The organism is Rhodococcus sp. DN22 (assembly GCF_036669995.1).
GTDB lineage: Bacteria > Actinomycetota > Actinomycetes > Mycobacteriales > Mycobacteriaceae > Rhodococcus_F > Rhodococcus_F erythropolis.
Window position 1 is genome coordinate 502067 of record NZ_CP133326.1, and the last position, 25065, is coordinate 527131.

The window sequence follows — 25065 nt, forward strand, 5'->3', positions numbered from 1 at the left end:
CCCGCTCCGGATGCCGTCAGCGTGAGGGGGCCGTGAGTGGACGAGTCACACAAGATCCGTCGACGATCGTTTGTTCAAGGGCTTGGCTTGCTGGCCGGCCTGAGTGCATTGTCCGCTGGATCAGCGACAGCTCGACCCCCTGACATCGATCCGCTACGCCCATTCCAACTTCCGTCACCCCGGCTGGAACCGTTTCGGGAGACCCTTCCTGTCCTGCCGGGCATTTCGGGTGGCAACCTGGAGCTTCGCGCGGCTTCGTCGATGCACCGTTTCCATCCGGACCTACCGTCGTCGCCGTCGCTGGGTTACGGCGGAATGGATTATCTGGGCCCCACCATCGAAGCTCACGTCGATCAGCTCGTCACAGTCCGATATGCCAATGACATTTCTGCGTATCCGCTTGCCGCGGATGTCGATCCGGGTCTGCACGGCGTCAGCGACCTCGACCGCACACAGGTCCCCACCTCGCTTCACCTGCACGGAGGAGTTACTGCACCACAGTTCGACGGACATCCGGAGTTGATCCAGCGTCCGGGCGAAGGTTTGGTCCACGAATACACGAATGGTCGTGCCGCCGGCAATCTCTGGTACCACGATCACGCCATGGGAATGACGCGCCTCAACGTCTACGCCGGATTGGTCGGGATGTATTTTCTCCGTGACGACGTTGACACGGGCGCCGCCGGGAATTCTCTCGGCCTGCCGTCCGGTGAGTTCGAACTCCCGATGATTCTGCAGGACAAGGTCTTCACCTCCGACGGTCAACAGAGTGTCCGTTCCACGTGGCTCACTCCGCAAGGTTCATGGGATCCGGCGACCCCCGGTGACGTTGGCGTGGTGAACGGCGTCGTGTGGCCGAAAGTGGAGGTTGCCCGCGGCCTGTATCGATTGCGACTGCTCAACGCCGCAACCTATTCGGTGTGGAATCTGCATTTCGCAAATCGTATGCGGTTCTGGGTGATCGGGTCCGAAGGCGGTTTACTGGCCGCTCCGGCGCCGACGGATCACGTCCGGTTGAGTCCGGGTGAACGCGCTGATCTGCTGGTCGACTTCAGTATGCTCGAGCCGGGCACAACGGTGGAATTGCGCAACGACGAACCGGTACCCCTTGCGGTGGCTCAACGCGGCACGCAGGTGATGCCGGTGTTCTGTCGGTTCGACGTGGGCAGCGCAAAGGGATTCACCGGCTCGATCCCGCAGCAGCTGAATTCCGTTGCCGCCGAACCGGCGTCCCCGGATGTGGTGCGAAATCTCACGATCATGCAGCTGTCGCGTCCGTCGGATTACCCGTCGATCACTATGTCGCTCAACAATTTGAGGTTCACCGATTCGGATATCGAACTGCCACGTCAGGGGGCCGTCGAGCAATGGAATCTGATCAACATCACCACGGAACCACATCCGATTCATCTGCACCTGGTGGCGTTCCGCGTTGTGGGACGCCAGAGCCTCGACACTGCAGCACTGATGCAGCGGTATCCGGTGCCTGACTTGGGGGTCCGGTGGACGCCGTCGGCGGAGGAATTCGTGACCTCTTCGCTGCGGCCTCCCGAAGTGTGGGAAACGGGGGAGAAGGACACGGTCATCGTGGATGCCAACTCGATCACTCGCGTGATCGTGCGCTTTCCGATGGCCGACGAGTTGGGCTTCGATCCGGATGCAACTTTCGCGAGAGGTTCCATGGCAGATCACTCGGCGCACGGAGAAGCTGGCATGGGGGACTTGCAGGGGTACGTCTGGCACTGCCACATGCTCGATCACGAAGACCACGACATGATGTTGCGATACCGGGTGGTGACGTAGCCTTCAAAGGGAGAAAAGTTCCCAGAGGAGGCAGCTGTGTCGGAAGGTGCGCCCACCGGGCCCCTGGACGGATATCGGGTGATTGAACTCGGAACCTTGATCGCCGGGCCCTTCGCCGGGAAATTGCTCGGCGACATGGGAGCCGACGTGATCAAGATCGAATCACCGGACCGTCCAGACCCGCTTCGTACCTGGGGTCAGGCAGAGCAGGACGGTCATCGATTCTTCTGGACGGTTCACGCCCGCAACAAGCGGTGTGTGACGTTGGACCTTCGCGTCGACGCGGGCCGCGACCTGTTTCTGAATCTGATCGAACATGCCGACGTGGTGGTCGAGAACTTCCGGCCGGGCACCCTCGAGAAGTGGGGTCTGGGATTCGACGTGCTGAGCGCGCGCAATCCGAAGTTGGTGTTGGCCAGGGTATCCGGCTACGGGCAGAGCGGACCGCAAGCCAAGAGCGCCGGCTACGCCTCGGTTGCCGAAGCAGTCAGCGGATTTCGGCATCTGAACGGTTATCCAGGGCAGGCACCCCCGCGTATTGCCCTTTCACTCGGAGATTCTCTCGGTGGGATGTTCGCCGTTCAGGGAGTGCTGGCGGCGTTGCTCTCGCGAGAGCGGACCGGCCGTGGCCAGGTGGTCGACGTTGCCCTCACGGAATCCTGTCTGGCGGTGCAGGAATCCACGATCCCGGACTACGATCGGGGCGGGATCATCCGGCAGCCCTCGGGAACGAGGTTGGAGGGTATCGCACCGTCCAACATCTACCAGACCTCTGAAGGAAACTGGGTGGTGATCGCGGCCAATCAGGACACGCTCTTCGTGCGTCTGTGCACCATCATGGGTCGACCGGAACTAGCGCAAGACGACCGATTCTCCAATCATGTTGCGCGTGGCAAACATCAGGACGAGCTCGACGAATTGATCAGCACCTGGGTTGCGCTCCAAGATCCCACCAGTCTCGTGGAACGCCTCACCGAAGTGGGAGTTGTTGCCGGGCCGATCAATACGGTTGAAGATGTGGTCAAGGATCCGCAGCTGATCGAACGGGGGATGCTCGTCGACCACTACGACGAGCGGATCGGGGAAAACGTCCTCGGCCTGGGCGTCGTGCCTACATTCAGTGAGACACCCGGATCCGTGCGCAACGCGGGAGCAGCGTCGCCGGGGTACGACAACGCTTCGGTCTGGGGTGGGCTCCTCGGACTCTCGGGCGACGAGCAGACAGAACTGAAGAAGAAGGGCGTGATCTGACGTGTCGGTACCTGAAGCAGGTGTTCCCGCGGTCAGCATTCGTGAAGTCGGGCCACGGGATGGGTTGCAGATCGAAGACCCGGTCTCGCTGGCGGAGAAACTTCGTCTTGTCGAAGCTCTGGCTGCGACAGGTGTTTCGCGCATCGAGGCGACGTCGTTCGTGTCGCCGCGTGCGGTGCCGGCACTGGCCGACGCGGAGTTGTTGGCCGCAGAGTTGTACCAGTGGCCAGGCATCGAGTTCTCGGCATTGGTCGCCGGAATTGGTGGAGCGAAACGGGCCGTTGCTGCAGGAATGAAAACCGTCGAATATGTGGTGTCGGCATCGAATAGCCACAGCGAGGCCAATACTCGGTCGACGACGGAGCAAGCGACCGAACGTATCGGAGAGGTCGTCCGGATCGTCCACGAGGCTGGTGGACGGGTGGAGGTCATCGTGGCCACGGCCTGGGACTGTCCGTTCGACGGTCCAACCGATCCGGACCGTGTTCTGCGGATTGCGGAGCAGGCCAAAGAGTTCGGCGCTGATCAGTTCTCGATCGCGGATACCATCGGCACTGCCACACCGGGACGCGTCGGACGGTTGATCGACGCTGTCGGCGAAAGAGTGGGTGACTTCGGCTTGGGTGTGCACTTCCACAACACGCGTGGCGCTGGTCTTGCCAGTGCGTTGGCGGCTGTGCAGCACGGAGTTCGAAACCTGGATGCGTCCACCGGTGGCCTGGGCGGTTGCCCGTTTGCTCCTGGTGCCAGTGGCAATATCGCGACTGAGGAACTGGTCTACATGCTCGAAGACATGGGCATTGCGACAGGTATCGACCTGGATGCGAGCATTCGTGCCGCTGCCGTTGCTGAGGAGATAGTGGGCCATACGGTTCCCAGTAATCTTCTCCGCGCCGGCGATCGGAAGCGATAGGGACCTTTACTCTTCTCGGTGGGGTGATGCCAGCTGCAGTTTGACCAGCTGCTCGTGTGCCGCCGGCGGCCAACCGATGCGCTGTTTCTCCAGATACCATGCACCGGCGGCACATGCGATCGCGAGGACGATCCAGATCGCTACGCTTCCGATCTGAGAGCCCAGGTCGCTCGATGAGGATACTTCGCCCGTGCTGTAGTCGTATTCCGTTGTCGTGGTGATTCCCTCGACTGCGAAGGTCCACAGAATCGGAAGGGCACACAGTGCGGCAAGGGTGCGTGCAACATGTGCTGGACGCAGTTCGAAGATCATTCATTTCTCCTGGTGATCGACGCGGTGAATCTCACTCTCCTCGAAAGCTATTCGGGATAGACGGCGCTGTCTGTAGTCGGATCGACGGACATCGACGAGGCGCCGAGTTCCCTCTGATCTCCCTGCCGTAACAGCTGCATTCCGTTGTGATCGAACTCGATTCGTCGAACGTCTTCAGTGTCGACCAGCATCGTGGCCATTGCGGTGCGCCGAGGTGGAAGGATCCGAATGGTCACTTTGCCTCGCGTGATCGCGGTGAGTTCCCGGACAATGCTCGCGTGGATTCGGTCGCGCACGGCGGGGTCAGCGCCATCCATTCCGTGGTCGTCGAGCAGGACTACCTCGACGCCGCGGTTTCGAGTGGCATGCACAGCATCGATGACATCTGTCTGTTGTAAGCCAGGCGCCCTCAGCGAATCTCGGAGTTGCGCCTCGAGGAGTTCGCATTCTTGCCGCTCGGCGGTTGTCAGCGGAATCCCGGAAGCGACCCGTTCGAGGAGTGGGCGCGCAAGGAGATCGAGCCTGTCGAGTTGCGCGTCGCGTTCCTCGAGAATCGCAGCGCTAGCGGATGCGGAGGCAATTCGTTGGGTGGACTGCTCCCGAAGTTCGTAGATAACCCTGGCTTGAGGACGGATGGTGTACGCGAAGAAGGTCGACATCAGAACAGGGCCCGCGTTGATGACCGTCAACGACACTCCGTACATGGCCCCCTGGCCGGTAGTGGAGGACCAGATGGCGGTCACCAACACCATGAGCCCAAGCCCGAGCCACGCGAGTGCTGTACGCCCACGAACGCACATGAAGGTGAAAACGGCCGTAGACATCCCGAACATCCACAATTGAGTCATGTCGTTGACGGGCACTGGAACCACTGACAACACGAGGCCACTCGTGACGGCGCCAGTCAGAGACACCAGAACGCTCTGCCCCAGCGGCATCGGGTCGCCTCGGCTCAGAACGAGTGTGAAAGCCGCAGTTGAGCACACGATAATTGCCAAGACCATCGGCCAGACTGCGCGGACGTCGGAGGAGGTGTACGCGACCGAGATCACGCAGGTGAGCGCGAAGCATGCAGCCATGAATCGAGCAGCACGGCTGTGCATGCCGAGGAGATCGCGGACATCTCGTCCGTCCGGTCTGGTCATGTCATCACCGCTGCGGGCAAGCTCAGGGTCAGAGTCACCGAAGTGCCGCGGCCGGGTGACGATCGAATGGTTGCCGATCCGCCGTCGAGTTGGCGCATTCTGCCGCGGATGCTGACAGTGATTCCGAGGCGATGCGTCTCGACGGAGCTCGGATCGAAGCCGACGCCGTCGTCCGCGACGACTACTTCGAGGTGGGTGGTGGTTGCCGTGACCGTGACCGAACGCCGTGCACTGCTTCCGGCGTGCTTGACGCTGTTGCGCAGCGCCTCGGCCATCGCACCGGCCATCGCACGAATCGAGTCGGGCGCGTATCCGCTCGGATCGGACCCGACTGAGAGGGCGGTCTCGAACGTGATGTTTTCGTCTACTTCCGAAGCGGCTGAACGCAACTGAGCGAGGATTCCGTCGAAGTCGAAACTCGTCTCGTGATCGGTTCCGGAGCGGAGTTCGTCAAGCCTCTCGACAGTCCTTCGTGCCTGAGCGATGACCGAGGGATCGGCATCGTTTCTCGAAGCAGCGAGCAGGGTGGACATCACGGTGTCGTGGATGAGTGCGTCGAATCTCTCGCGTTCGACGGACTTGGCCTCGGCCGCTGCGGCGCCTGCCGCGGCGGCATGAGTGGTGGCGATAGTTGCATCCAGCACGCGACCGGTGCGCAAGGCCATGACGGCCGCTGCGACGAATACCGCGCAAAATGTCCAGGCGAAGGCGAGGTCGGGAACAAGCAGGTGCGTCGTGGGACTCGTCCGGATTATGTGATTGGTCAACTGTGCGAGTGTTGCCGCCACGAAAAGGTGCACGACGGCAGCGGCCGGTCGCCAAGCCGCAGCTGCCGCAAGGCTGGCGACGCCGGGGAAATTGGAAATCCACAAGGTGAAATCCGTGACGTGCTCACCATTCCAGGCCGGCCACCACAGGAGGATGACCACGACGTAGAGGAGCGCATTTGCACTCGCGGCTCGTTTCACCCACCGGGTGTCTGCGTGAAACGTCGATGCTCCTAATGCCAGTCCACTACCGAAAGTTGCGACCACTGCCAGCGGGGTCCACCAAGACGCGGACATCGCAGTGGCTTCGGCAATGGCAGGGGCGAGCAATATCAGATAGCAGACATAGCCTGCGCCGATGAAACGGCCGAAGAGCCTGAGAATTTCGTCAGAAGCAGTGGCTGTTTTGTCGAAAGCAACTTTGTCGATCAGAGTTCGTCGATCGTCACTATCTGATCTTGTATCGCTCGCACGAGTAGTTCGCATTTCGTCGGTGCGTTCCTTCCAACGTCGGCATACTTCTCGCGAATCCGGGACAGGTGGGTTCCCACCGTTCCCACGCTTATGTAGAGGTTTTGAGCGACGCGTGACTTCGAATCACTCAGTAGCCATTCCCTGAGAACCTCGACTTCGCGCTCCGAAAGGTGCGGTCCGACAGGCTCTTGTGTCATGCAGTTTTCCACAGTGACGGTCATGAGTTTCGTCTTTCTTTCGTCTAGCGGAATGACAGACTCCCCGACAGTGCCGTCTTCTTACCAGGTGAATGTAAGTCGAAGTTGGCCATTTTTCCCAGACATCAATTCCTCTGCCCATATTTCCAGGGGCAGCCTTAGCGAAAGCAATCGTTACCGAACTTTTTCATTACTGAAGGTCATTGTTAGTCAAGGTCAGATTTCTACCGAGATTTCTGCGTTCCGGAATCGGTAGCACCCCGTCCTCGACCGCGCGTTTGTACAGATCTGTCTTTGTGGGGGCCGGCCGTCCGGCAGCCGCATATTTCTGCCTGATGCGTTGGAGGTAATCGTTGACCGTCTGCGGCGCCAAACCGGTGAGTCGCGCAACCCGATCTGCCTTCTCCCCGGATGCGTAAAGTTCGAGGACCTCGAGTTGTCGAGGGCTCAGACCCACCTCGTCGAGACCTGGATCCCCGTCGATTGCGGCAGCCCACTCTGTCGTCACAACCTGCCTTCCCGACGCGGCGGCGCGTATTGCATCAATCACGACGGCAGTCGGTTCGGACTTGCGCACGACGCCCAGTACGCCGGCACGGGCGGCCGAGCGAACGAGGAACGGGTTTTCCGCCCCGGTGAAGATCAATGTCTCGAGCCCCGCGGCCCGCAGTTCCTCGACGTTGCTCTTGGGCGATGAACCGTCGGCCAGTCGGAGGTCGAGAATTGCCAGATCCAAGCTGACGTTCTGAGCGAGCATCTCGGACACAGTGGTCGCGATGCACACCAACTCGATATCTGGCTCGTCCTTCAGCATCACGGACAAGCCGATAGCCACCGACTCGTGGTCTTCCACCAGTCCGACACGGCGGTGTGGAAATGCAGTTTGCTCTGGCATAGCGATTGTTTCCCTCCGCTCGATGCGAGGACGTTATCAGGGCGAGCTGACTGATCGGTATGTTACGTATCAAGATTTGAAGTCAGCCTGGACTGTTTTACGTTTCGGCTCTACAGTTGTCTTGTGACCGAGACCACTTCCGATGCGAAAGTAAGCCGTACGCAGGCCGAACGAACTGCCGCGATGCGTGGGCGCCTGCTCGACGCCGCTGTCGAATCGCTTGTCGAACTGGGCTACGCCCGGACCAGCACCCAGGAGATCGCCCGCCGCGCAGGGGTCTCGCGAGGTACGCAACTGCATCATTTTCCGACCAAGGAATCGCTGGTCGTTGCGGCCGTCGAGTATCTGGTCGACAAGCGACTGGAAGAAATCCTCACCGCTGAAGTGGATCGCGGCCGAGGTCTCGAGGTCCTGGCGGACGCGTTCTCCGGGCCACTGTTCTACGCCGCCCTCGAATTGTGGGTCGCGGCGCGAACCGATCCTGTTCTGCATGCGGCGACGGTGCCCCTCGAACGCAAGGTCAGTGAGGCACTCGAGTTCGGTAGCGCCGAGTTGTTCGGCGATCGATTCGATTCCGAGTCGGTCGAACTCACTATCGAACTCGTCCGCGGTCTTGCAGTCTCAGCCCTTTTCCGTACACCCGAAGCCGACGACGCGCTCAGAGCGCGACTGTTGCCGGCCTGGCAATCCCGAGTGGAGAAGAAGTGAAGCTTCCCGAACATGTCGAAACATTGATCGTCGGTGCCGGATTCGCCGGTATGGGCTTGGCGGCCAGAATGCTTCGTGACAACCGAACGGCGGACGTCGTGTTGATCGAGCGCGGAGCTGATATCGGTGGCACCTGGCGAGACAACACCTACCCAGGTTGTGCCTGTGACGTGCCGACGGCGCTGTACTCGTATTCTTTTGCGCCGAGCGCTGATTGGAGTCATACCTTTGCTCGTCAGCCCGAGATCTACGACTATCTGAAGAAAGTGGCCGCAGACACCGGCATCGGGGATCGCGTAATCCTGAACTGCGAACTCGAAGCCGCTGTGTGGGACGAGGATGCGGCGCTGTGGCGTGTCCGGACATCCCTGGGGTCGTTGACAGCCAAAGCGCTGGTCGCTGCGACCGGGGCGTTGTCGACACCCAAGATCCCGGATTTTCCCGGTCTCGACCAATTCTCCGGTACCACTTTCCATTCGGCGACGTGGAACCACGAACACGAACTGCGTGGTGAGCGCGTAGCCGTGATCGGAACGGGAGCGTCGGCGGTTCAGTTCGTTCCCGAAATTGCCGACCCTGCTGCCCATGTCACCGTGTTCCAGAGAACTCCGGCCTGGGTGATTCCGCGAATGGATCGCACCCTGCCTGCGGCGCAGAAGGCCGTCTACTCGCGGATTCCCGCTACGCAGAAAGTTGTTCGCGGAGCGGTTTACGGTTTTCGCGAGTTGCTCGGTGCCGCGATGTCACATGCGACGTGGGTCCTGCCGGCCTTCGAGGCGGCCGCGCGCCTCCATCTGCGCAGACAGGTGAAAGATCCGGAGTTGCGCCGGAAACTGACTCCCGATTTCACGATCGGTTGCAAGCGCATGCTTCTGTCCAACGACTGGTTGCGCACCCTCGACCGCGCGGACGTGAGCCTGGTCGACAGCGGGCTCGTCTCGGTCACCGAGGGCGGGGTGGTCGACGGGCACGGAGTCGAGCACAAGGTCGACACCATCATCTTCGCCACGGGGTTCACGCCGACGGAACCGCCTGTGGCGCATCTGATCACCGGAAAACGTGGCGAAACGCTGGCCGCGCATTGGAACGGTAGCCCCAATGCCTACAAGGGCACTGCGGTCAGCGGGTTCCCGAATCTGTTCCTCATGTACGGTCCGAACACCAACCTCGGACACAGTTCGATCGTGTACATGCTCGAGTCCCAGGCCGAGTACGTCAACGACGCGTTGAACACCATGAAACGTGAGCGACTGGACGCTCTTGATGTCAACGAGTCGGTACAGGTGCACTACAACAAGGGAATTCAGCACGAGTTGCAGCACACGGTGTGGAACAAGGGCGGATGCTCGAGTTGGTACATCGATCCGGAGGGGCGCAACTCGGTGCAGTGGCCGACGTTCACATTCAAATTCCGTTCGCTGCTGGAGCATTTCGATCGTGAGAACTACTCCGCTCGCAAGATCGAAAGCGTCCAGGCATGACCACGACGCACTACGACGTGGTGGTAATCGGATCGGGATTCGGTGGCAGTGTCGCCGCTCTTCGCCTGACGGAGAAGGGCTACCGTGTCGGGGTGCTCGAAGCCGGTCGACGGTTTGCCGACGACGAGTTGCCCGAAACCAGTTGGCGGATGCGAAAGTACCTGTGGGCGCCGTGGATCGGATGTTATGGGGTTCAGCGTATCCACCTTCTTCCGGACGTACTCGTGATGGCGGGAGCCGGCGTCGGGGGCGGATCGTTGAACTACGCCAACACGTTGTATCAGCCACCCAAGCGGTTCTTCGAAGACCGTCAGTGGGCGCACATCACGGACTGGCACGACGAACTGGCGCCGTACTACGACCAGGCCAAACGGATGTTGGGTGTTCGCACCAATCCGTCCTTCACTCCGGCCGATGCGGTGATGAAAGACGTAGCCGAAGAGATGGGCGTGGGGGAGACCTTCACGTCCACCCCCGTCGGTGTTTTCTTCGGGGAGGCAGGAGTTTCCGTGCCGGACCCGTTCTTCGGCGGAAAAGGGCCCGAACGCACCGGTTGCACCGAATGCGGGGGATGCATGACCGGGTGCCGAGTCGGGGCGAAGAACACGCTGGTCAAGAACTACCTCCATCTCGCCGAGCAAGCGGGCGCCAGGGTTCATCCGCTCACGACCGTCACCGAACTTCGGCCGAGCGCAAGCGGTGGTTATCACCTGCTCGCGAGGCGAACGGACGGCGTCCGCCGGCGAGAAGTTCGGTTCACCGCCGATCAGGTGGTGGTAGCCGCCGGAACGTACGGAACGGCGAGACTGCTGCTCGGTATGAAGGAATCCGGTGCCCTGCCTGACCTGTCGGACACTCTGGGCACCGTTGTACGTACCAATTCCGAAGCCGTACTGGCCGCAACGTCGAAGTCGCGTCGACGGAACTTCACGCAGGGCGTAGCGATCACATCGTCCTTTCACCCGGATGATCACACGCACATCGAGCCGGTGCGATACGGCAAGGGCAGCAATGCAATAGGACTTCTGCAGACCGTCCTGAGTGACGGCGGTGGGCGAACTCCCCGGGTGCTGAAGACTCTGGCGGTCGCGGCACGGCACCCAGGTGCGTTCTTCCGGTCCTTGTCGGTACGGAACTGGTCCGAGCGAACCGTCATCGCGCTGGTGATGCAGACCGACGACAACTCCCTCGAGCTTTCCAAGAACACCAAACGATTCGGGCGTTCCCTCACCAGTAGGCCGGGACCGGGTGATCCGCCTCCCCAGTGGATTCCGCAGGGCCATACAGCTATTCGCAAGGTCGCCGAGAAGATCGACGGTGACCCGGGCGGCTCCATCGCCGAGATCGTGAATATCCCGATGACGGCGCACTTTCTGGGTGGCTGCGCAATCGGTGACAGCGCGGCGAGTGGCGTCGTGGATCCGTATCTCCGTGCTTACGGACATGCCGGCCTGCACGTCATGGACGGTTCGGTGGTGAGCGCGAATCTCGGCGTGAATCCTTCCCTGACCATCACTGCGCAGGCGGAACGAGCGTGCGCGATGTGGCCGAACAGAGGTGCCGCAGACGCCCGCCCGAAGACCGGCGAACCATACGTACGTATCGATCCGACGTTGCCGTCCAACCCGGTGGTGCCGACGCATGCACCAGGTGCTTTGCGGCTTCCCCTGACCGTTCGAGCTGAGAAGGTGTCCGATGTGGAGCGTGCCTGAATCGACAAGTGACCGCGTCGACTGGCCGGTGAGCGATCCGCCGCCGTGGCCCGCTTCCGTTCGCGCAACACTGTGGTGGCACCGCAGTACGCCGGCGGCGCGGGAACTCGGGCCAGACGGTCGAACGATTCCGGTGACGGTAGCAATGATGGTGGACTACCTCGATTCGCCGGTCGGCCCGTATCGCGAGATCCTCGCCAGTCCGGTCTTGCATGCGCCAGGGAAACGGATCGGGCCTATGCCGCGGATGGCGGTCCCTTTCATCGCGGTGGATTCGGAACCGTCGGTGCACGGCGGACGGTTCCACTGGCAACTACCCAAGGTCCTGGCCGAGTTCGACGGAGACGTGCAGCAGAAATTCATTGCAACCGGCGACGGATGGCGGGTGCGTTCGGACACGCGGATGCTCGGGCCGCGTCTGCCGATTGTCGGGGCGTTGGGATTTGCGCAGCCGGAATCCGGTGGAGGTCTGGCGATCGCGTCGGCCAGGCTGACGGGGTCGTTCCGATATGCGCGCGTGAGCGTCGAGGCAGAGGGGCCGACACTGCCGAACTGGTTGGCATCGGGCACTCATCACGGCGTCGTGATTCTGGGCGGAAAAATGACTACGGGAGCAGCCAAGCACCGATAGCAGGGGGTTGACCTGCGAAAGAACGAGCAAGGCCGCCCTCAGTGATTGGGCGGCCTTGCTCGTGTTGTGTAAAAAGTTAGGTGTCGACGTCCCACAGGCGCCTCTCGGCGGGTGGTCGCTCGCAGCGACAAAAGGGGTGGGGCCCGGGGCTTGTTCGGACGCCGACAGGGTGTTCAACGGTGGTCGCCCCGCATTTGTTCCCGTCCCGGGTATGTGACGCCGGTCTCGATTCAACTTAGGCAATCCTTTTCTTGACTAATTCCAGAAAAGCGGCATACTGGGAAACATGCGAGACGGAGAGCATGACTTCGACCCCCGAGCGCAACTTCGCGCCGTCGGGTTGAGGATCACTGCTCCGCGCCTCGCCGTGCTGGATGCGGTTACAGCCCAACCGCATTCAGACGCCGATTCTGTTGCAGCACTCGTGCGGCAGCAGCTCGGATCGGTATCCACACAGGCCGTTTACGACGTGCTCAAGGCATGCGTGAACGCAGGTTTGCTGCGACGCATCGAGCCGGCGGGTTCACCCGCACGGTTCGAGACGAGAACTGGTGACAACCACCATCACCTCGTCTGTCGCGGCTGCGGCAAGGTCGTCGACGTCGATTGTGTTGTCGGCCAAGCTCCCTGCCTCGAACCTTCCGATAATCACGGCTTCGAAATCGACGAAGCCGAGGTCGTGTTCTGGGGCCGTTGCGAAGATTGCCTGAAGAATTCTGCCGAATCCGACACCGCGTCGGACACGGTCTCGCAGAATCGAATTGATGCGTCCAGAACCTCCGAGCCAGCCCCTTCGCATGCAGCCCATGCGTTCGGCTCGGATGCAGCCCCGCTCCTCTGACGCCCAGCCCACAACGCTAGGAGGCTTCGCCATGACCAAGCCCACCACCAACAATTTCGGTATCGCGGTCGCAAGTGATGACGAATCGCTGACCGCGGGTATTCAGGGGCCGGTGCTCCTTCACGACCACTACCTGATCGAGAAGCTCGCGCAGTTCAACCGCGAGCGTGTCCCGGAGCGCATCGTCCACGCCAAGGGCGGCGGCGCTTTCGGTGAACTCGTCATCACACACGACGTCAGCAAGTACACCAAGGCCGCGTTCCTGCAGCCGGGTAAGAAGACCGAGTCGCTCGTCCGCTTCTCCACCGTCGCCGGTGAGCAGGGCAGCCCGGACACCTGGCGCGATCCGCGCGGTTTCGCGATGAAGTTCTACACCGAAGAGGGAAACTACGACCTCGTCGGCAACAACACCCCGGTGTTCTTCATCAAGGACGCCATCAAGTTCCCCGACTTCATCCGTTCGCAGAAGCGACTGCCAGGCTCCGGTCTTCGTGACCACGACATGCAGTGGGACTTCTGGACTCTGCGTCCCGAAACGGCTCACCAGGTGACCTGGTTGATGGGTGACCGCGGTATCCCGAAGACCTGGCGCAACATGGACGGCTTCGGATCGCACACCTATCAGTGGGTCAACGCTGCGGGCGAACGCTTCTGGGTGAAGTACCACTTCAAGACCGATCAGGGCATCGAGTTCCTGACGCAGGCAGAAGCAGACAGCCTCGCCGGTAGCGATCCCGACTACCACCGCGCGGATCTGTACAACGCCATCGAAGCCGGTAATTTCCCGAGCTGGACCCTCAAGGTTCAGATCATGCCGGTCGACGAGGCCGAAGGCTACCGCTTCAACCCGTTCGACCTCACCAAGGTCTGGTCCCAGAAGGACTACCCGCTGATCGAGGTCGGTAAGTGGACGCTGAACCGTAACCCGGAGAACTTCTTCGCGCAGATCGAGCAGGCATCCTTCGAGCCGTCGAACGTGGTGCCCGGCATCGGATTCAGCCCGGACAAGATGCTTCTGGGTCGCGTCTTCTCCTACGCCGACGCACATCGTTACCGCATCGGCACCAACTACGCCGACCTGCCGGTCAACGCCCCGAAGAACGAGGTGAACTCCTACTCCAAGGAGGGCGCCATGCGTTACAGCTTCAATTCCCCGTCGACGCCGGTGTATGCACCCAACTCGTACGGCGGACCTCACGCCGATCCGTCTGTTGCCGGTGACGAAGGCCTGTGGTCGTTCGACGGCAAGGCAGTGCGCGCCGGATACATCGAGCACGCCGAGGACGGCGACTTCACGCAGGCCGGAACGCTGGTCCGTGAAGTTCTCGACGACGCAGCTCGTGAGCGCCTGGTGAGCAACATCGTCGGCCACGCCCTTGCCGGCGTCAGCGAAGAAGTTCTACTGCGTGTCTTCGAGTACTGGAAGAACGTCGACGCAGATTTGGGTAAGCGCGTCGAAGAAGGTGTACGCGCAGGTCAGTGACCCGCTGACATGAGCATCGCCTAGGTTTACCGAATGCGGACCGCTGCAAGGGAAATCACTTCCCGGCAGCGGTCCGTTTTTGTCTGCCCAACTACAGCAGTGCGAACCAGTAGACGAAGCATGCCAGAAGGAACACAACCACTGACTCCATGACGACACCCCTGTTCGACGTGCACTTCTGCTGTCCGCACTCTCCATGATCCGCTTCTCGAGCGGAGAATGCTCGGGGCACAAGTTTCGCGAACCGAGGTGTTGGGCAGTCAATTCCCATGGCAACAGGTGCAGTTCTCTTCGACATCGACGGAACGCTCGTCGATTCCAACTATCTGCATGTAGAAGCGTGGTCGCGAGCCTTCTTCGAGGTGGGTCGCCCGGTTGACGCGTGGCGGGTGCACCGCTGCATCGGCATGGACGGAGACCAACTACTGGAGACGTTGCTCGGCGAAGACATCGACGGGTGCGGGCCACGGGCCAAGGAACTTCACACCAAGTACTACCGGCAGTCGGCTGACCGTCTCCGAGTACTGCCGGGAGCGCGAGAGTTGATCCGCCGAGTTCACTCGCTCGGACTGCACGTCGTGCTCGCTACCTCGGCGCCCGACGACGAACTGGAGTTGTTGCGCCAGACGCTCGACGTCGACGAAATGATCTACGCCGCGACCTCTTCGGAATCCGTCGACGAGGCCAAGCCTGATCCGGACCTGATCGAAATCGCGCTCGCGAAGGCAGGTGTCGACGCGGGCGATGCGGTCATGGTCGGAGACGCCGTCTGGGACATGAAGGCGGCGACATCGGCAGGCGTTGTGGCTGTCGGAGTGCGCAGCGGCGGCATGTCGACCGACGAACTCGACGGCGCGGGTGCGGCGGAGGTGTACGACGACGCCCGCGACCTTCTCGACCACCTCGACGGCAGTGTGATTTCCGAACTCGTTTCAGGCCAAGATACCGGGAGTTGATCAGTGATGGCACGATTCGGCTATACCTTGATGACCGAACAGGCCGGCCCGAAAGAACTGGTCCGCCATGCAGTTCGGGCCGAAGAAGTCGGCTTCGACTTCGAAGTGATGAGTGATCATTACTCGCCGTGGCTGACCGAGCAGGGGCATGCGCCTTACGCCTGGTCGGTGCTGGGAGCAGTTGCCCATGCCACCGAGCGAGTCGGGTTGATGACGTATGTGACTTGTCCGACCGTCAGGTACCACCCTGCCGTGGTCGCGCAGAAAGCCGCGACGATCCAGATCCTCGCGGACGGGCGCTTCACACTGGGATTGGGAAGTGGCGAGAGCCTGAACGAGCATGTGGTCGGTGAGGGGTGGCCGTCCGTCGACACCCGGCACGACATGCTGCAGGAAGCAGTGAGCATTATTCGTGCACTGCTTGCCGGAGATCTGGTGAGCTGGAAGGGGGAGTACTTCGACGTTCAGTCCGCGCGGATCTGGGATCTCCCGGAGAACCCGGTTCCCCTGGCGCTGGCCATGTCCGGCGACAAGTCCGTCGAGCGTTTCGGTCCGATGGCCGATGACCTGATTGCCGTGCAACCGGATTCGGATCTGGTGCACCAGTGGAAGCATGTTCACGGACGGGCGTACGGGTTGGCGCCAGCAGGCCGGACCATCGGTCAGATTCCGATCTCGTGGGATCCTGATCGCGACACGGCCATCGCTCGCGCTCATCAGCAGTTCCGGTGGTTCGGTGGAGGGTGGTCTGTGAACTCCGAACTACCCACACCGGCGAGTTTCGCAGGTGCGACTCAGTTCGTGCGCAAAGAGGATGTGGCGGAAAGTATTCCGTGTGGTCCTGATCTCGATGTCATCGTGGAGGTAGTCAAGGCGTACACCGATGCCGGGTTCACCGATGTGGCGCTGGTACAGATCGGTGGAGATACCCAAGACCGATTCTTCGACGAGGCAGCCAAGCCACTGCTCGAGGCTCTGCACGTCGAATTGGGTTGATCGAGAAAATCAATCGAGTTCCGCCGAGGGGGCTCGCGTCGAGTCGCGCGCTACCGCCGTGCAGCCGCGCCTGCTGCGCGACGAGGGCCAACCCCAAACCGCTTCCGGCGTCGCCGGCGCCGGTACCACGAACAAATCGTTCGAACATCGCTTCGCGTTCCGACGGCGCGATCACGGTGCCGTTGTCGTCGACGTATACCGTCGCCGAACCGGCGGCAGCCCCTGATCGGACGGTGATCTCGACTTCGTCGGCATTGCCGTGCCGAACGGAGTTGGTGACGGCGTTGGTCAACACCAGACGGATGCCCGCGGGAAAGGCCTGAACCGAAAGTTCTTCCGGTGCTTTCAAACGAACGTCGACCTGAGGGTGCAGACGGCCTGCGTCAACGACGGCACGATCGGCAACCTCCACGAGATCGACGTCGGCACAATCCTCCGGATCGGCCACTTCACCCAGGGCGAGCGTCTCGAGATCGGTCAGGGTGCGCTCGATCTGGCGCTGCGCCTCCAACAACTCGCTGGACAGTTCGCGGCGTTGGCTTTCCGTGAGATCCAGTGTTGCGAGAACTTCGAGATCGGTACGCATCGACGTGAGAGGTGTGCGTAGTTCGTGGGCGGAGACGCGAGCGAAATCGCGTGCCGACGCCAACGCCTCTTCGGTGCGGCTTCTATCGGTTTCGATGCGACTGAGCATGCTGTGGATTGCCTCCGACAGTTCTTCGGCTTCGCGCGTTCCACGAACCGACGGTGCCCGGCGCGAGAGTCCTTCGACGTCGAGGTTGTTGCCGATCGAACTGGTGGTCTCGGTCAATTGCTGTAGAGGCCGGACGGCGCGGCCTGTGAGGAACCAGCCGAGCCCGGCCGCGGCAAGGATGGCGACCACTGCCGCAGCGGCCACTTGGAACTGCTGCTCACGGATTGCCTGGGTCAGTGGGTCTTCGGGGATGCTGACGGCCAGTGCAGCGCCGCTGTCGCCGGGCACGAGAACATCCCGACTGCGAACATCGGTGGTAGCCAAGGCGCTGACGGTCGTGGCGTTGAATCCAGGGCTGACCACGAATGGTTCTGTTGTTGCAGTTGGTGTTTCGATGAACAGGGGGCTCGGCGCACTAGCTGCGACGCCCAGGGTGACGGAATCGAGAGTGCGTTCGAGTTGTTCGGATCCGTTGACGCGCAAGAAGACCGCGAACGCAATTCCGATCGCGGCAATCACGATTCCGGCGGCCAGGCCCGAGGCGATGGCTACCCGGGTCTGAAGTGACAGCGGCCGCTTCATCGTTCGGCCCTCAGGACGAAGCCCACTCCGCGCACCGTGTGGATCACGCGGGGAGTCCCGTCGACTTCGAGTTTCTTGCGTAGGTAGGTGACGAAGACGTCGACGACATTGGTGTCGGCAGCGAAGTCGTAACCCCAGACGAGTCGCAGGAGTTGTGCGCGACTGAGTACGACACCGGCATGCTCGGCGAGTACCGACAACAGGTCGAATTCTCTTTTGGTGAGCTCGATTCGCCTACCGTCGATGTGTGCTCGATGGCCACGGAGATCGACCGTCAGCGGTCCCACCGTGATCGGATGGTCGACCGACGGAGTGGCTCGCGTCGTGCGTCGTAGCAATGCGCGCAGTCTGGCGACGAGCTCGGCCAATTCGAAGGGCTTGGTGAGGTAGTCGTCGGCGCCCGCCTCCAGCCCCGCGATGCGGTCACCCACGGAACTTCGGGCGCTGAGTACGCAGATCGGAACCTCGTTGCCGATCGCGCGCAGGGCGGTTACCACTCCGACGCCGTCGAGGCCGGGCATGTTGACGTCGAGAACGAGTGCGGCCGGGCACTGCTTGTTCACCGATGACAAGGCCGATCGTCCGTCGACGGCAGTTGCCGTGTCGAAGCCCGACAATCGGAGTCCACGTTCGAGCGAATTCAGAACCTTCGCGTCGTCGTCAACGATCAGGATGCGCTCGCGTGTACTCACTCCAGCCATGGTGCCATTGGATTGCGACCTGGGGCCTCGCTCGGAGCGAGGGCCGCCGCATTCTCATCAACTCCTAAGAAACCGACAACAGATCTGCAGTGTTGGCTTCATAACCTCGGGTTTCTCGGATGCGACCGCGCCGAGAATTCGAGAATGTTCGATCAAGGAGAACAACGATGACGCGATTGAAAGTGAACGGCAAGCGGGCCAGCCGGACCGGTGTGGTGGTGGCGTCGGTGGCGGTCCTCGGTATGGCCGTGGCGCCGGGAATCGCCTGGGCTTCCAACCCGATTTCCGACGGGTCGCCGGTGGCGGTGCGATCGATCGCGACCGCTCCGTCAGAGGCAGGTGTGGCTCCGGAAGTAGCGTGTGGTGCCGCGACGCCGATTTCCGACGAGGAGCTGCAGAAGCTCATCGACGAGGGCAAGGTTGTGCGCGCCGAGGAGGCGGGCACAGCCGCAATCACGATCGAAGTCCCTGGCGACGCCGCGACATTCATTGCGCGTGAAGGGGTGCCGGCGTTGCCGACCGTCGAATGGGCTCCGGCGATCGAGGGTGTTCCGGCAGAGGTGCTCAACATGGCAGGCGTCGCTCCGCTGGAGGAAGGTGTTGCCCTGTCATGCGCGGTTGCTGCGGGCTGACGTGCGAAAAAAGCTCCGCATGAACCGGTTTGACCTGGAACGGTACGGCCGTACTCAACCGGGTCCGGAGGTTGGTCAACCCTGTCGGTAGCACTTGCTACGTTCGGGGCGGTCTCGGCGAGCATGCCGAGACCGTCGCCGACGGCGTCATGTGTGTGGTGTCTTGCAGAGGGTGCGGTACGGCCTGATGCGGGGCGCGTTTCGAAAGGTGTTGTGTTTCATGGTCATGGGCCCCACCCACGCGATGTCCGGTGCTGCTGTGGGGTTGGTGGTTGCAGAGTTGTTGCCTCTCGATTGGGGAGGGCCCACATCCACCGCTGAAACCTTGACCTTTGCCGGTGTGTGCGCGGGAGCCGCCTTGCTTCCCGACCTCGATACCGGTCAGTCGACGGTTTCCCGATCATTCGGTCCGCTCAGCAAAGCGCTGGCCAAAGGTATCGACGCAATTTCGGTGACCTTCTACCGCATCACCAAAGGCAAGAAGGACGGCAAGCGTCGTGGTGGGCATCGGACGCTCACGCACACCGCGCTGTTTGCCGCCGGTCTTGGGGCCGGGGTCTCGGCGCTGGTTGTTCAGTTCGGGAAGCCCGCCATCATCATCACGCTGTTCTTCTGCCTCGGGCTGGCGATCCGAGGATTGGCGGGTGAATTGGCCAAGGAGAAGGGGTGGCTCGCCGTCTCCGCCGTTGCGTTGGTGCTCTCGGCCCTCACCTGGCAGTGGTATCCGAGTGAGGCCGGATCCACCGGGCTAGGTGTTGCAGTGGCACTGGGCTGCGCCACACACTGTCTCGGCGATGCGATCACCAAGGAAGGGGTGCCGTTTCTCGCGCCCCTGATTCCGCTCGGCGGCAAGCGGTGGTGGGAACAACGGCTGCCGTCATTTCTGTCCATCCGCGCAGGTGGGAACCTCGAGAAGATTCTGATCGGGCCGGCGCTGACGGTCCTGACTGCCTGGTTGATCATCAGTGCTTTCGACGGCGCCCCGGAAGCGATCTACGCCGTCTTCGCTCCGATGGTGCAGTGAGCATCTAAATCTTTTATTACGGAACCACTGGCATCGTAATCATATTTGTTCTACGTTCGTCCCTGACATGAACCGAGTCGGCTGACGGAGTGAGCAGTGGTGCATCAAGCAGAGCGCAAGGCGGAGCACAGCTCGAGAGAAAACGGTGTGAGCCGGCGCGGATTTCTCGCAGCGAGTGTCGGCGCAGCTGCTCTCGCGGGTATTTCCTGGGCACCGGCGGGAGCTGTTCCCTGGGGCTCGGCATCGACCATCGCGCCACCGCCCGGATTTCCGTCGGACATTCCGTTGTCACAGCAGGCATACGCGAACTGGTCGCGAGAAATCATGCTCGAGAGTGTGTGGACGGCGACGGCGCGTCACAGCGACGACGTCGTCACCCTCGCCAACTGGGCGTTCGACAACGGGTACACAGTGCGTGCGAAGGGAACGATGCACGGGTGGAGTCCGTTGACGGTGGTGCCCGGCGCGCCTTCGGATCGAGTTCTGCTGGTCGATACGATGGCGAACTTGAATTCGGTTGTGGTGCAGCACGGCACGCCCGCAACAGTCACGGCGGGCGCCGGCGCCAGTATCGAAGCGATTCTGACAGCGCTCGAGCGCGAGGGGCTCGGGTGGGCCAATTCTCCGGCGATCGGTGAGCTGTCCATCGCCGGGGCACTGGCGATCGGCGCTCACGGGGCAACGTATCCGGCGGTGGGGGAGACGATTACCCCTGGCCAGTCGTACGGGTCGCTGAGCAACCTGATCACCGAGATCACGGTGGTGGCGTGGGACGAAGGCAGCAATCGCTACGGGCTGAAGACTTTTCACCGATCAGATGACGAGATCACGGCTTTCCTGACTCACCTGGGCCGAACCTTCGTCACCTCCGTGACGCTGCAAGCCGGGGAGAATTATCGGCTGCGGTGCCGGAGTTTCACCGACATTCCGTGGCAAGAACTCTTTGCTGCTCCCGGTTCGCCAGGGCGTACCTACGAGAGTTTTGTCGAGAAATCCGGACGGGTGGAGGCGATCTGGTTCCCGTTCACGCAAACACCGTGGCTCAAGGTCTGGACGCCGACCCCGGTCAAACCACCGGAGTCCCGAGAGGTGAGCGGGCCGTACAACTACTTCTTCTCCGACGCGATTCCCGAAGAAGTCACCACCCCGTTGGGGATGGTGGCGCAGGGCCTTCAAGCTGCGACACCGCTGTTCGGCGCCTCTCAGTTCGGAGCTGTAGCAGCAGGATTGGCGCTGACCGACACCGACGATCTGTGGGGCTGGTCAAAAGATGTTCTGTTCTACCTGCGGCACACGACGTTGCGCGTAGTAGCGGGCGGCGGCGCGGTGATCACCAAGCGGTCCAACATCGGCCGAGTCGTCCACGAGATGACGAGTTGGTTGAACGAGCGAATGACGCACTACGCGTCGCTGGGGCAGTATCCCGTCAACATGCCGTTCGAAGTGCGTCTCTGTGGTGTCGATGACAGTGGCGAAGTCCTTGTCGACAGCGCCGGCGTGCCGGATCTGTCAGCGGTGCGGCCCCGGGCGGATCGTCAGGACTGGGATACGGCGATCTGGATGAACGTGGTCTCGATTCCCGGCACCGCGGGATTGCCCGCGTTCCTTCGCGAGATGGAACGGTGGATGGTCGCGAACTACTCCGGCGATTACGCGACTTTCCGTCCGGAGTGGTCCAAGGGATGGGCATTCACCGATCAAGCTGCGTACCAGGACGACGAATTCCTCACCAGCACAGTGCCTGCCACCTTCCGTGCCGGTGGCGACGGGAACTGGGACTTCGCTCTCGCCACTCTGGACGAACACGACCCGCACCGCGTATTCAGCAATACGTTCCTCGACCGCGTCTTGCCACCCAGCTGAATCTCCTACTGCGGTAGTGGTTTGCGCCAACATACGTCGGAGATGCGGATGCGCTGATTGTTGTCACCGTTCCAGTCGACGCTCAGTCCCTGGGCTCGGAGTGCGTCGGCTACCTGGCGCCCGACGGTCTGATCGGTGTGCGCGATCATCTGTGCCTTGGCGGTTTCGTCGCCGCCGAACGCGGCGGAGACCAGCGCGGGATCGAGATCGTGGGCCGGACGAAACGCACTGTAGGACAAGTAGAGATCGGACGGCTCGTCGCCGAGACGCTCCGCATCTTGCATGTGGAAGAACGTGTACGCCCACTGAGCAAAGGGATACCCGTTCTCGTCCGGTTCGGACGACGTGCGTTCGTCGTCGATTTCGGTAGTGCCGCACTGCATGCAGCAGGTGAAGTTCATGCGGGCCACGATGCCGTTGCGCTCGAGTTCTGCGAAGGCGGCGGATACGCGCTCGAAGTCGCCGGGACCCGCCCACTGGGTCTGCTCCCCGAGCCTTCGGTCCCAGACCTCACGCACTACTGCGTCGATCTGTCTGCCGAGTTCATCGTTCTCGAAACCGCCCTCGACACAGTCTCGGGCGGCTTCGCAGATTGCGTCGAACGTCGCGAAACCGGGGACTACCAATTCGCGTGCTTGCTCACGGACGGCCACGATGTCGGCCGCGCTGAGCACCGTTGCAGGCTGACGTGACCGTGCTGACCGTGACGGTGCTGACCGTGACCAGGGCAATCGCATACCGGCACCGTACTGCACCGATCCGGCCGTCAGGCGTCGGCTGCTGCCTTTGTTTCCTCCTCGGTCGAAGGGGCAGGCTTGTTCGGGATGAGCGCGGTGGCGATCAGGCCGACCACGACAAATCCGGCCGCAAGGTATCCGCCGAGTGTGATCCCGTGAGTCATTGCAGACTGTGCAGCGTCGGCGACGAAAGCGGTGCTCGGTGACCCGGCCAGCGAGTCGATGGCGGCGCCCGCGCTGTCGGTGACAGCACGCGTCAACTGATCAGCCTGAGCTTGGTCGACACCGGACTCGGTGAGGTCGTTGTTCAGCGTGGAATTGAGAGTGCTGAAGAAGACCGTGGTGAGGACAGCGATGCCCAGTGCGGATCCGAGTTGGCGGAACGCACTCTGAATGCCGGAGCCTTGACCGGCGCTCTGCTCGGGAATCTCCTCGAGCACGACGTTGGTCACCTGCGCAGTCGCAAAACCGACACCGATGCCGTAGAAGAAGAGCACTGCGGCGATAGTCCACCAGGGGCTGTCTGTCGCCGCGATGAATCCGAGACCGGCGAGACCGAGCGCTTCGAGGGCCAAACCGATACGGACCAAGCCCAACGGCGAGACCTTCGACGCCATTCCGAAGCTCGCACCACTGGCGACGAAGCTGCCGATGGCAATGGGAACCAGCGCGAGCCCTGCCTGGAGTGCGCTGTACCCGAGCGTGAACTGAAGCCAGAGAGGAAGCACCGCAACGATTCCGAACTCACCGAGTCCGATGATCAGCGTCGCGATGTTGCCGTTGCGGAACGACGAGATGGAGAACAGTCGTACGTCCATCAGCGCCCGCGACGGATCGTCGCTGCGGGTGAGCATGGTTTGACGGTAGGCGAACGCACCGAGCGACAGAACGGCGAGAACCAACGCGACCAGAACCGGCGACGGTCCACTGGACCATGACAGGCCGAACAGATCGAAGGGTTCCTTCGTCGTCAGCCACCCATACGTACGTCCCTCGACGAGGCCGAAGGCGAGCAGGCCAAGGCCGGCGATGGACAGTGCCGCTCCGGTGGCGTCGATGCGTCCAGCGGTGCGGGGTGAGGGCGCGATGAACAGCACTGCGCCGATCAGAATGAGCGCAGCAAGCGGAATATTGATGCCGAATGCCCAACGCCATGAGGCATGTTCGGCAAGCCAGCCGCCGAGTAGTGGGCCGAGGGCGGAAGCAGCACCGATGGTGGAACCCCAGACTGCGAAGGCCTGGCCGCGGGCTTTGCCGGTGAACATCGCGTTCAGAAGCGACAGTGAGGTGGGCAGGATCATGGCCGCGCCGGCGCCCTGCAGGAATCGCGCCAGGATGAGCAGGCCGCCGTTCGGTGCCAGTCCGGCCAGCAGGCTCGTTGCGCCGAACACGACGACACCGGCGATGAAGATGCGACGGGCGCCGACCAGGTCCGCAACTCTGCCGACCAGTAGCAGGAGCGCCGCGAACACGATTGCGTAGGACTCTTGGATCCATTGAGCCTGAACGGAGTTGATCCCGAGATCTTCGATGATCGAGGGAACTATGACGTTGACGATGGTGGTGTCGACGACGATCAGTGCCACGCCGAGTGCGATGGCGATCAGGCCCAACCACTTGCGAGTGGTGGGTGAGATGTTCACGAATAAACCTCCATTGTGAAGTAACTTCACAGTGAAGGTATATTTGAGGCGGTAAGTTGTCAACGTGCGCGCTGGGCTCGACCGGCCGCCGTCTGGCACAGGAAAGGTGGGATCACGGGGTGGAAGCACCGCGCGACATCTCCGTGGAGCGGGAGCGGCTGATGGACGAATTCCGCGCGTACGGTGGGACGTTCACCGAATTCAGTCATCGATTCGCGTCGTGGCTCGGCCTGCATTCCACCGACGCGACTGCCTTGATGGAAATCACAGCTGCCGAGGAGAAGGGGGCGCCGCTCTCGCCCGCCCGCCTCGGAGAGCGGATCTCGCTGACGTCGGGCGCAACCACCGCGTTGCTCAACCGCCTGGAGAAGGCGGGACATATCGTCCGGACCCGTGAGAATGCAGACCGTCGCGTGGTCACGCTGCACAGCAGTGCGCATGTGCAGGACCTCGCGGACGAGTTCTTCGGTCCACTTGCCGTGCGACTCGACGCCATGATGGAGAAATACCCGCCCGAACTGCTCAGTCGATTCGAGGAATTTCTCGTCGACCTGCACTCGACGATGAACGAACACCTCGAGCAAGACAACCGCTGAACAAAAAAGCCGCCCGACTCCGGAGAGT

The 25065-nt window shown here is 61.9% G+C and carries 23 protein-coding genes and 1 pseudogene; 15 read left to right on the forward strand and 9 right to left on the reverse strand.

Features of this window, described 5'->3' with window-relative positions:
- Positions 1–36 precede the first annotated feature (36 nt).
- The 3 genes from RA302_RS02300 to RA302_RS02310 are packed head-to-tail and all read left to right on the forward strand — an operon-like array spanning position 37 to position 3967.
- Positions 37–1803 carry a multicopper oxidase domain-containing protein gene (locus RA302_RS02300; protein WP_166501703.1) on the forward strand — a complete coding sequence of 589 codons (1767 nt, stop codon included), beginning with the start codon at positions 37–39 and terminating at the stop codon, positions 1801–1803.
- A 36-nt stretch (positions 1804–1839) separates the two neighbouring features.
- The gene (locus RA302_RS02305; RefSeq protein ID WP_166501704.1) at positions 1840–3054 is read left to right on the forward strand and encodes a CoA transferase; all 1215 of its coding nucleotides are present in this window, start codon (positions 1840–1842) and stop codon (positions 3052–3054) included.
- Between the two features lies 1 nt (position 3055).
- Positions 3056–3967: a hydroxymethylglutaryl-CoA lyase gene (locus RA302_RS02310; protein WP_166501705.1), complete on the forward strand. Its 912-nt coding sequence runs from the start codon at positions 3056–3058 to the stop codon at positions 3965–3967.
- Positions 3968–3973: 6 nt separating this feature from the next.
- Here RA302_RS02310 and RA302_RS02315 read toward each other — a convergent pair whose 3' ends face one another.
- The 5 genes and pseudogenes from RA302_RS02315 to RA302_RS02335 form a co-directional block, all read right to left on the reverse strand.
- Entirely contained in the window at positions 3974–4279 is a 306-nt protein-coding gene (locus RA302_RS02315; protein WP_166501706.1) for a hypothetical protein, read from the reverse strand.
- A gap of 47 nt (positions 4280–4326) precedes the next feature.
- On the reverse strand, positions 4327–5424 hold the full coding sequence (locus RA302_RS02320; protein WP_021334222.1) for a hypothetical protein: 1098 nt from the start codon (positions 5422–5424) through the stop codon (positions 4327–4329).
- A complete protein-coding gene (locus RA302_RS02325) occupies positions 5421–6677 on the reverse strand; it encodes an ATP-binding protein (RefSeq protein WP_230587471.1) in 1257 nt (418 codons plus the stop codon). Before RA302_RS02325 ends, RA302_RS02320 begins: the two co-directional genes overlap by 4 nt.
- Positions 6620–6841: pseudogene (locus RA302_RS02330) on the reverse strand (helix-turn-helix transcriptional regulator); the annotation flags it as partial. The pseudogene RA302_RS02330 and the gene RA302_RS02325, both read right to left, overlap by 58 nt.
- Positions 6842–7052: 211 nt before the next feature.
- Positions 7053–7757 carry a response regulator transcription factor gene (locus tag RA302_RS02335; RefSeq protein WP_019746583.1) on the reverse strand — a complete coding sequence of 235 codons (705 nt, stop codon included), beginning with the start codon at positions 7755–7757 and terminating at the stop codon, positions 7053–7055.
- Positions 7758–7940: 183 nt separating this feature from the next.
- Here RA302_RS02335 and RA302_RS02340 point away from each other — a divergent pair, with 183 nt between their 5' ends.
- The 8 genes from RA302_RS02340 (at position 7941) to RA302_RS02375 (ending at position 16565) form a co-directional block, all read left to right on the forward strand.
- Positions 7941–8465 (forward strand): TetR/AcrR family transcriptional regulator, encoded by a 525-nt coding sequence (locus RA302_RS02340; RefSeq protein ID WP_020968240.1) that lies wholly within the window; start codon positions 7941–7943, stop codon positions 8463–8465.
- A complete protein-coding gene (locus RA302_RS02345) occupies positions 8462–9946 on the forward strand; it encodes an NAD(P)/FAD-dependent oxidoreductase (RefSeq protein WP_166501707.1) in 1485 nt (494 codons plus the stop codon). The genes RA302_RS02340 and RA302_RS02345 overlap by 4 nt, the downstream gene beginning before the upstream one ends.
- On the forward strand, positions 9943–11658 hold the full coding sequence (locus RA302_RS02350; RefSeq protein ID WP_166501708.1) for a GMC family oxidoreductase: 1716 nt from the start codon (positions 9943–9945) through the stop codon (positions 11656–11658). The genes RA302_RS02345 and RA302_RS02350 overlap by 4 nt, the downstream gene beginning before the upstream one ends.
- The gene (locus RA302_RS02355; RefSeq protein ID WP_020968243.1) at positions 11642–12289 is read left to right on the forward strand and encodes a hypothetical protein; all 648 of its coding nucleotides are present in this window, start codon (positions 11642–11644) and stop codon (positions 12287–12289) included. The genes RA302_RS02350 and RA302_RS02355 overlap by 17 nt, the downstream gene beginning before the upstream one ends.
- Positions 12290–12575: 286 nt before the next feature.
- Entirely contained in the window at positions 12576–13130 is a 555-nt protein-coding gene (locus tag RA302_RS02360; RefSeq protein ID WP_019746588.1) for a Fur family transcriptional regulator, read from the forward strand.
- A gap of 31 nt (positions 13131–13161) precedes the next feature.
- On the forward strand, positions 13162–14613 hold the full coding sequence (locus RA302_RS02365) for a catalase (protein WP_019746589.1): 1452 nt from the start codon (positions 13162–13164) through the stop codon (positions 14611–14613).
- A gap of 269 nt (positions 14614–14882) precedes the next feature.
- Positions 14883–15569, forward strand: coding sequence for an HAD family hydrolase (locus RA302_RS02370; protein WP_166501709.1), 687 nt, complete (start codon positions 14883–14885; stop codon positions 15567–15569).
- Positions 15570–15575: 6 nt separating this feature from the next.
- Entirely contained in the window at positions 15576–16565 is a 990-nt protein-coding gene (locus RA302_RS02375; RefSeq protein ID WP_166502887.1) for an LLM class F420-dependent oxidoreductase, read from the forward strand.
- Here the strand turns inward: RA302_RS02375 and RA302_RS02380 are convergent.
- Both RA302_RS02380 and RA302_RS02385 read right to left on the reverse strand, forming a co-directional pair.
- Positions 16462–17841: a HAMP domain-containing sensor histidine kinase gene (locus tag RA302_RS02380; protein WP_166501710.1), complete on the reverse strand. Its 1380-nt coding sequence runs from the start codon at positions 17839–17841 to the stop codon at positions 16462–16464. The genes RA302_RS02375 and RA302_RS02380 overlap by 104 nt on opposite strands.
- Positions 17838–18542, reverse strand: coding sequence for a response regulator transcription factor (locus RA302_RS02385; RefSeq protein WP_042922831.1), 705 nt, complete (start codon positions 18540–18542; stop codon positions 17838–17840). Before RA302_RS02385 ends, RA302_RS02380 begins: the two co-directional genes overlap by 4 nt.
- 167 nt (positions 18543–18709) lie before the next feature.
- Between RA302_RS02385 and RA302_RS02390 the strand changes: the two genes are divergently transcribed.
- From RA302_RS02390 to RA302_RS02400, 3 genes are all read left to right on the forward strand, one after another.
- Positions 18710–19174 carry a hypothetical protein gene (locus RA302_RS02390; RefSeq protein WP_019746594.1) on the forward strand — a complete coding sequence of 155 codons (465 nt, stop codon included), beginning with the start codon at positions 18710–18712 and terminating at the stop codon, positions 19172–19174.
- A gap of 220 nt (positions 19175–19394) precedes the next feature.
- Complete coding sequence (locus tag RA302_RS02395) at positions 19395–20198, forward strand: metal-dependent hydrolase (protein ID WP_007732353.1); 804 nt, start codon at positions 19395–19397, stop codon at positions 20196–20198.
- 96 nt (positions 20199–20294) lie between these two features.
- Complete coding sequence (locus RA302_RS02400; RefSeq protein ID WP_166501711.1) at positions 20295–22061, forward strand: cholesterol oxidase substrate-binding domain-containing protein; 1767 nt, start codon at positions 20295–20297, stop codon at positions 22059–22061.
- Positions 22062–22066: 5 nt separating this feature from the next.
- On the opposite strand, the gene RA302_RS02405 is transcribed toward RA302_RS02400, so the two are convergent.
- Both RA302_RS02405 and RA302_RS02410 read right to left on the reverse strand, forming a co-directional pair.
- Complete coding sequence (locus RA302_RS02405) at positions 22067–22735, reverse strand: hypothetical protein (protein WP_166501712.1); 669 nt, start codon at positions 22733–22735, stop codon at positions 22067–22069.
- A 92-nt stretch (positions 22736–22827) separates the two neighbouring features.
- A complete protein-coding gene (locus RA302_RS02410) occupies positions 22828–24441 on the reverse strand; it encodes a DHA2 family efflux MFS transporter permease subunit (protein WP_029254323.1) in 1614 nt (537 codons plus the stop codon).
- A 119-nt stretch (positions 24442–24560) separates the two neighbouring features.
- Here RA302_RS02410 and RA302_RS02415 point away from each other — a divergent pair, with 119 nt between their 5' ends.
- Positions 24561–25037: a helix-turn-helix domain-containing protein gene (locus tag RA302_RS02415; protein WP_020905958.1), complete on the forward strand. Its 477-nt coding sequence runs from the start codon at positions 24561–24563 to the stop codon at positions 25035–25037.
- Positions 25038–25065: the final 28 nt, after the last annotated feature.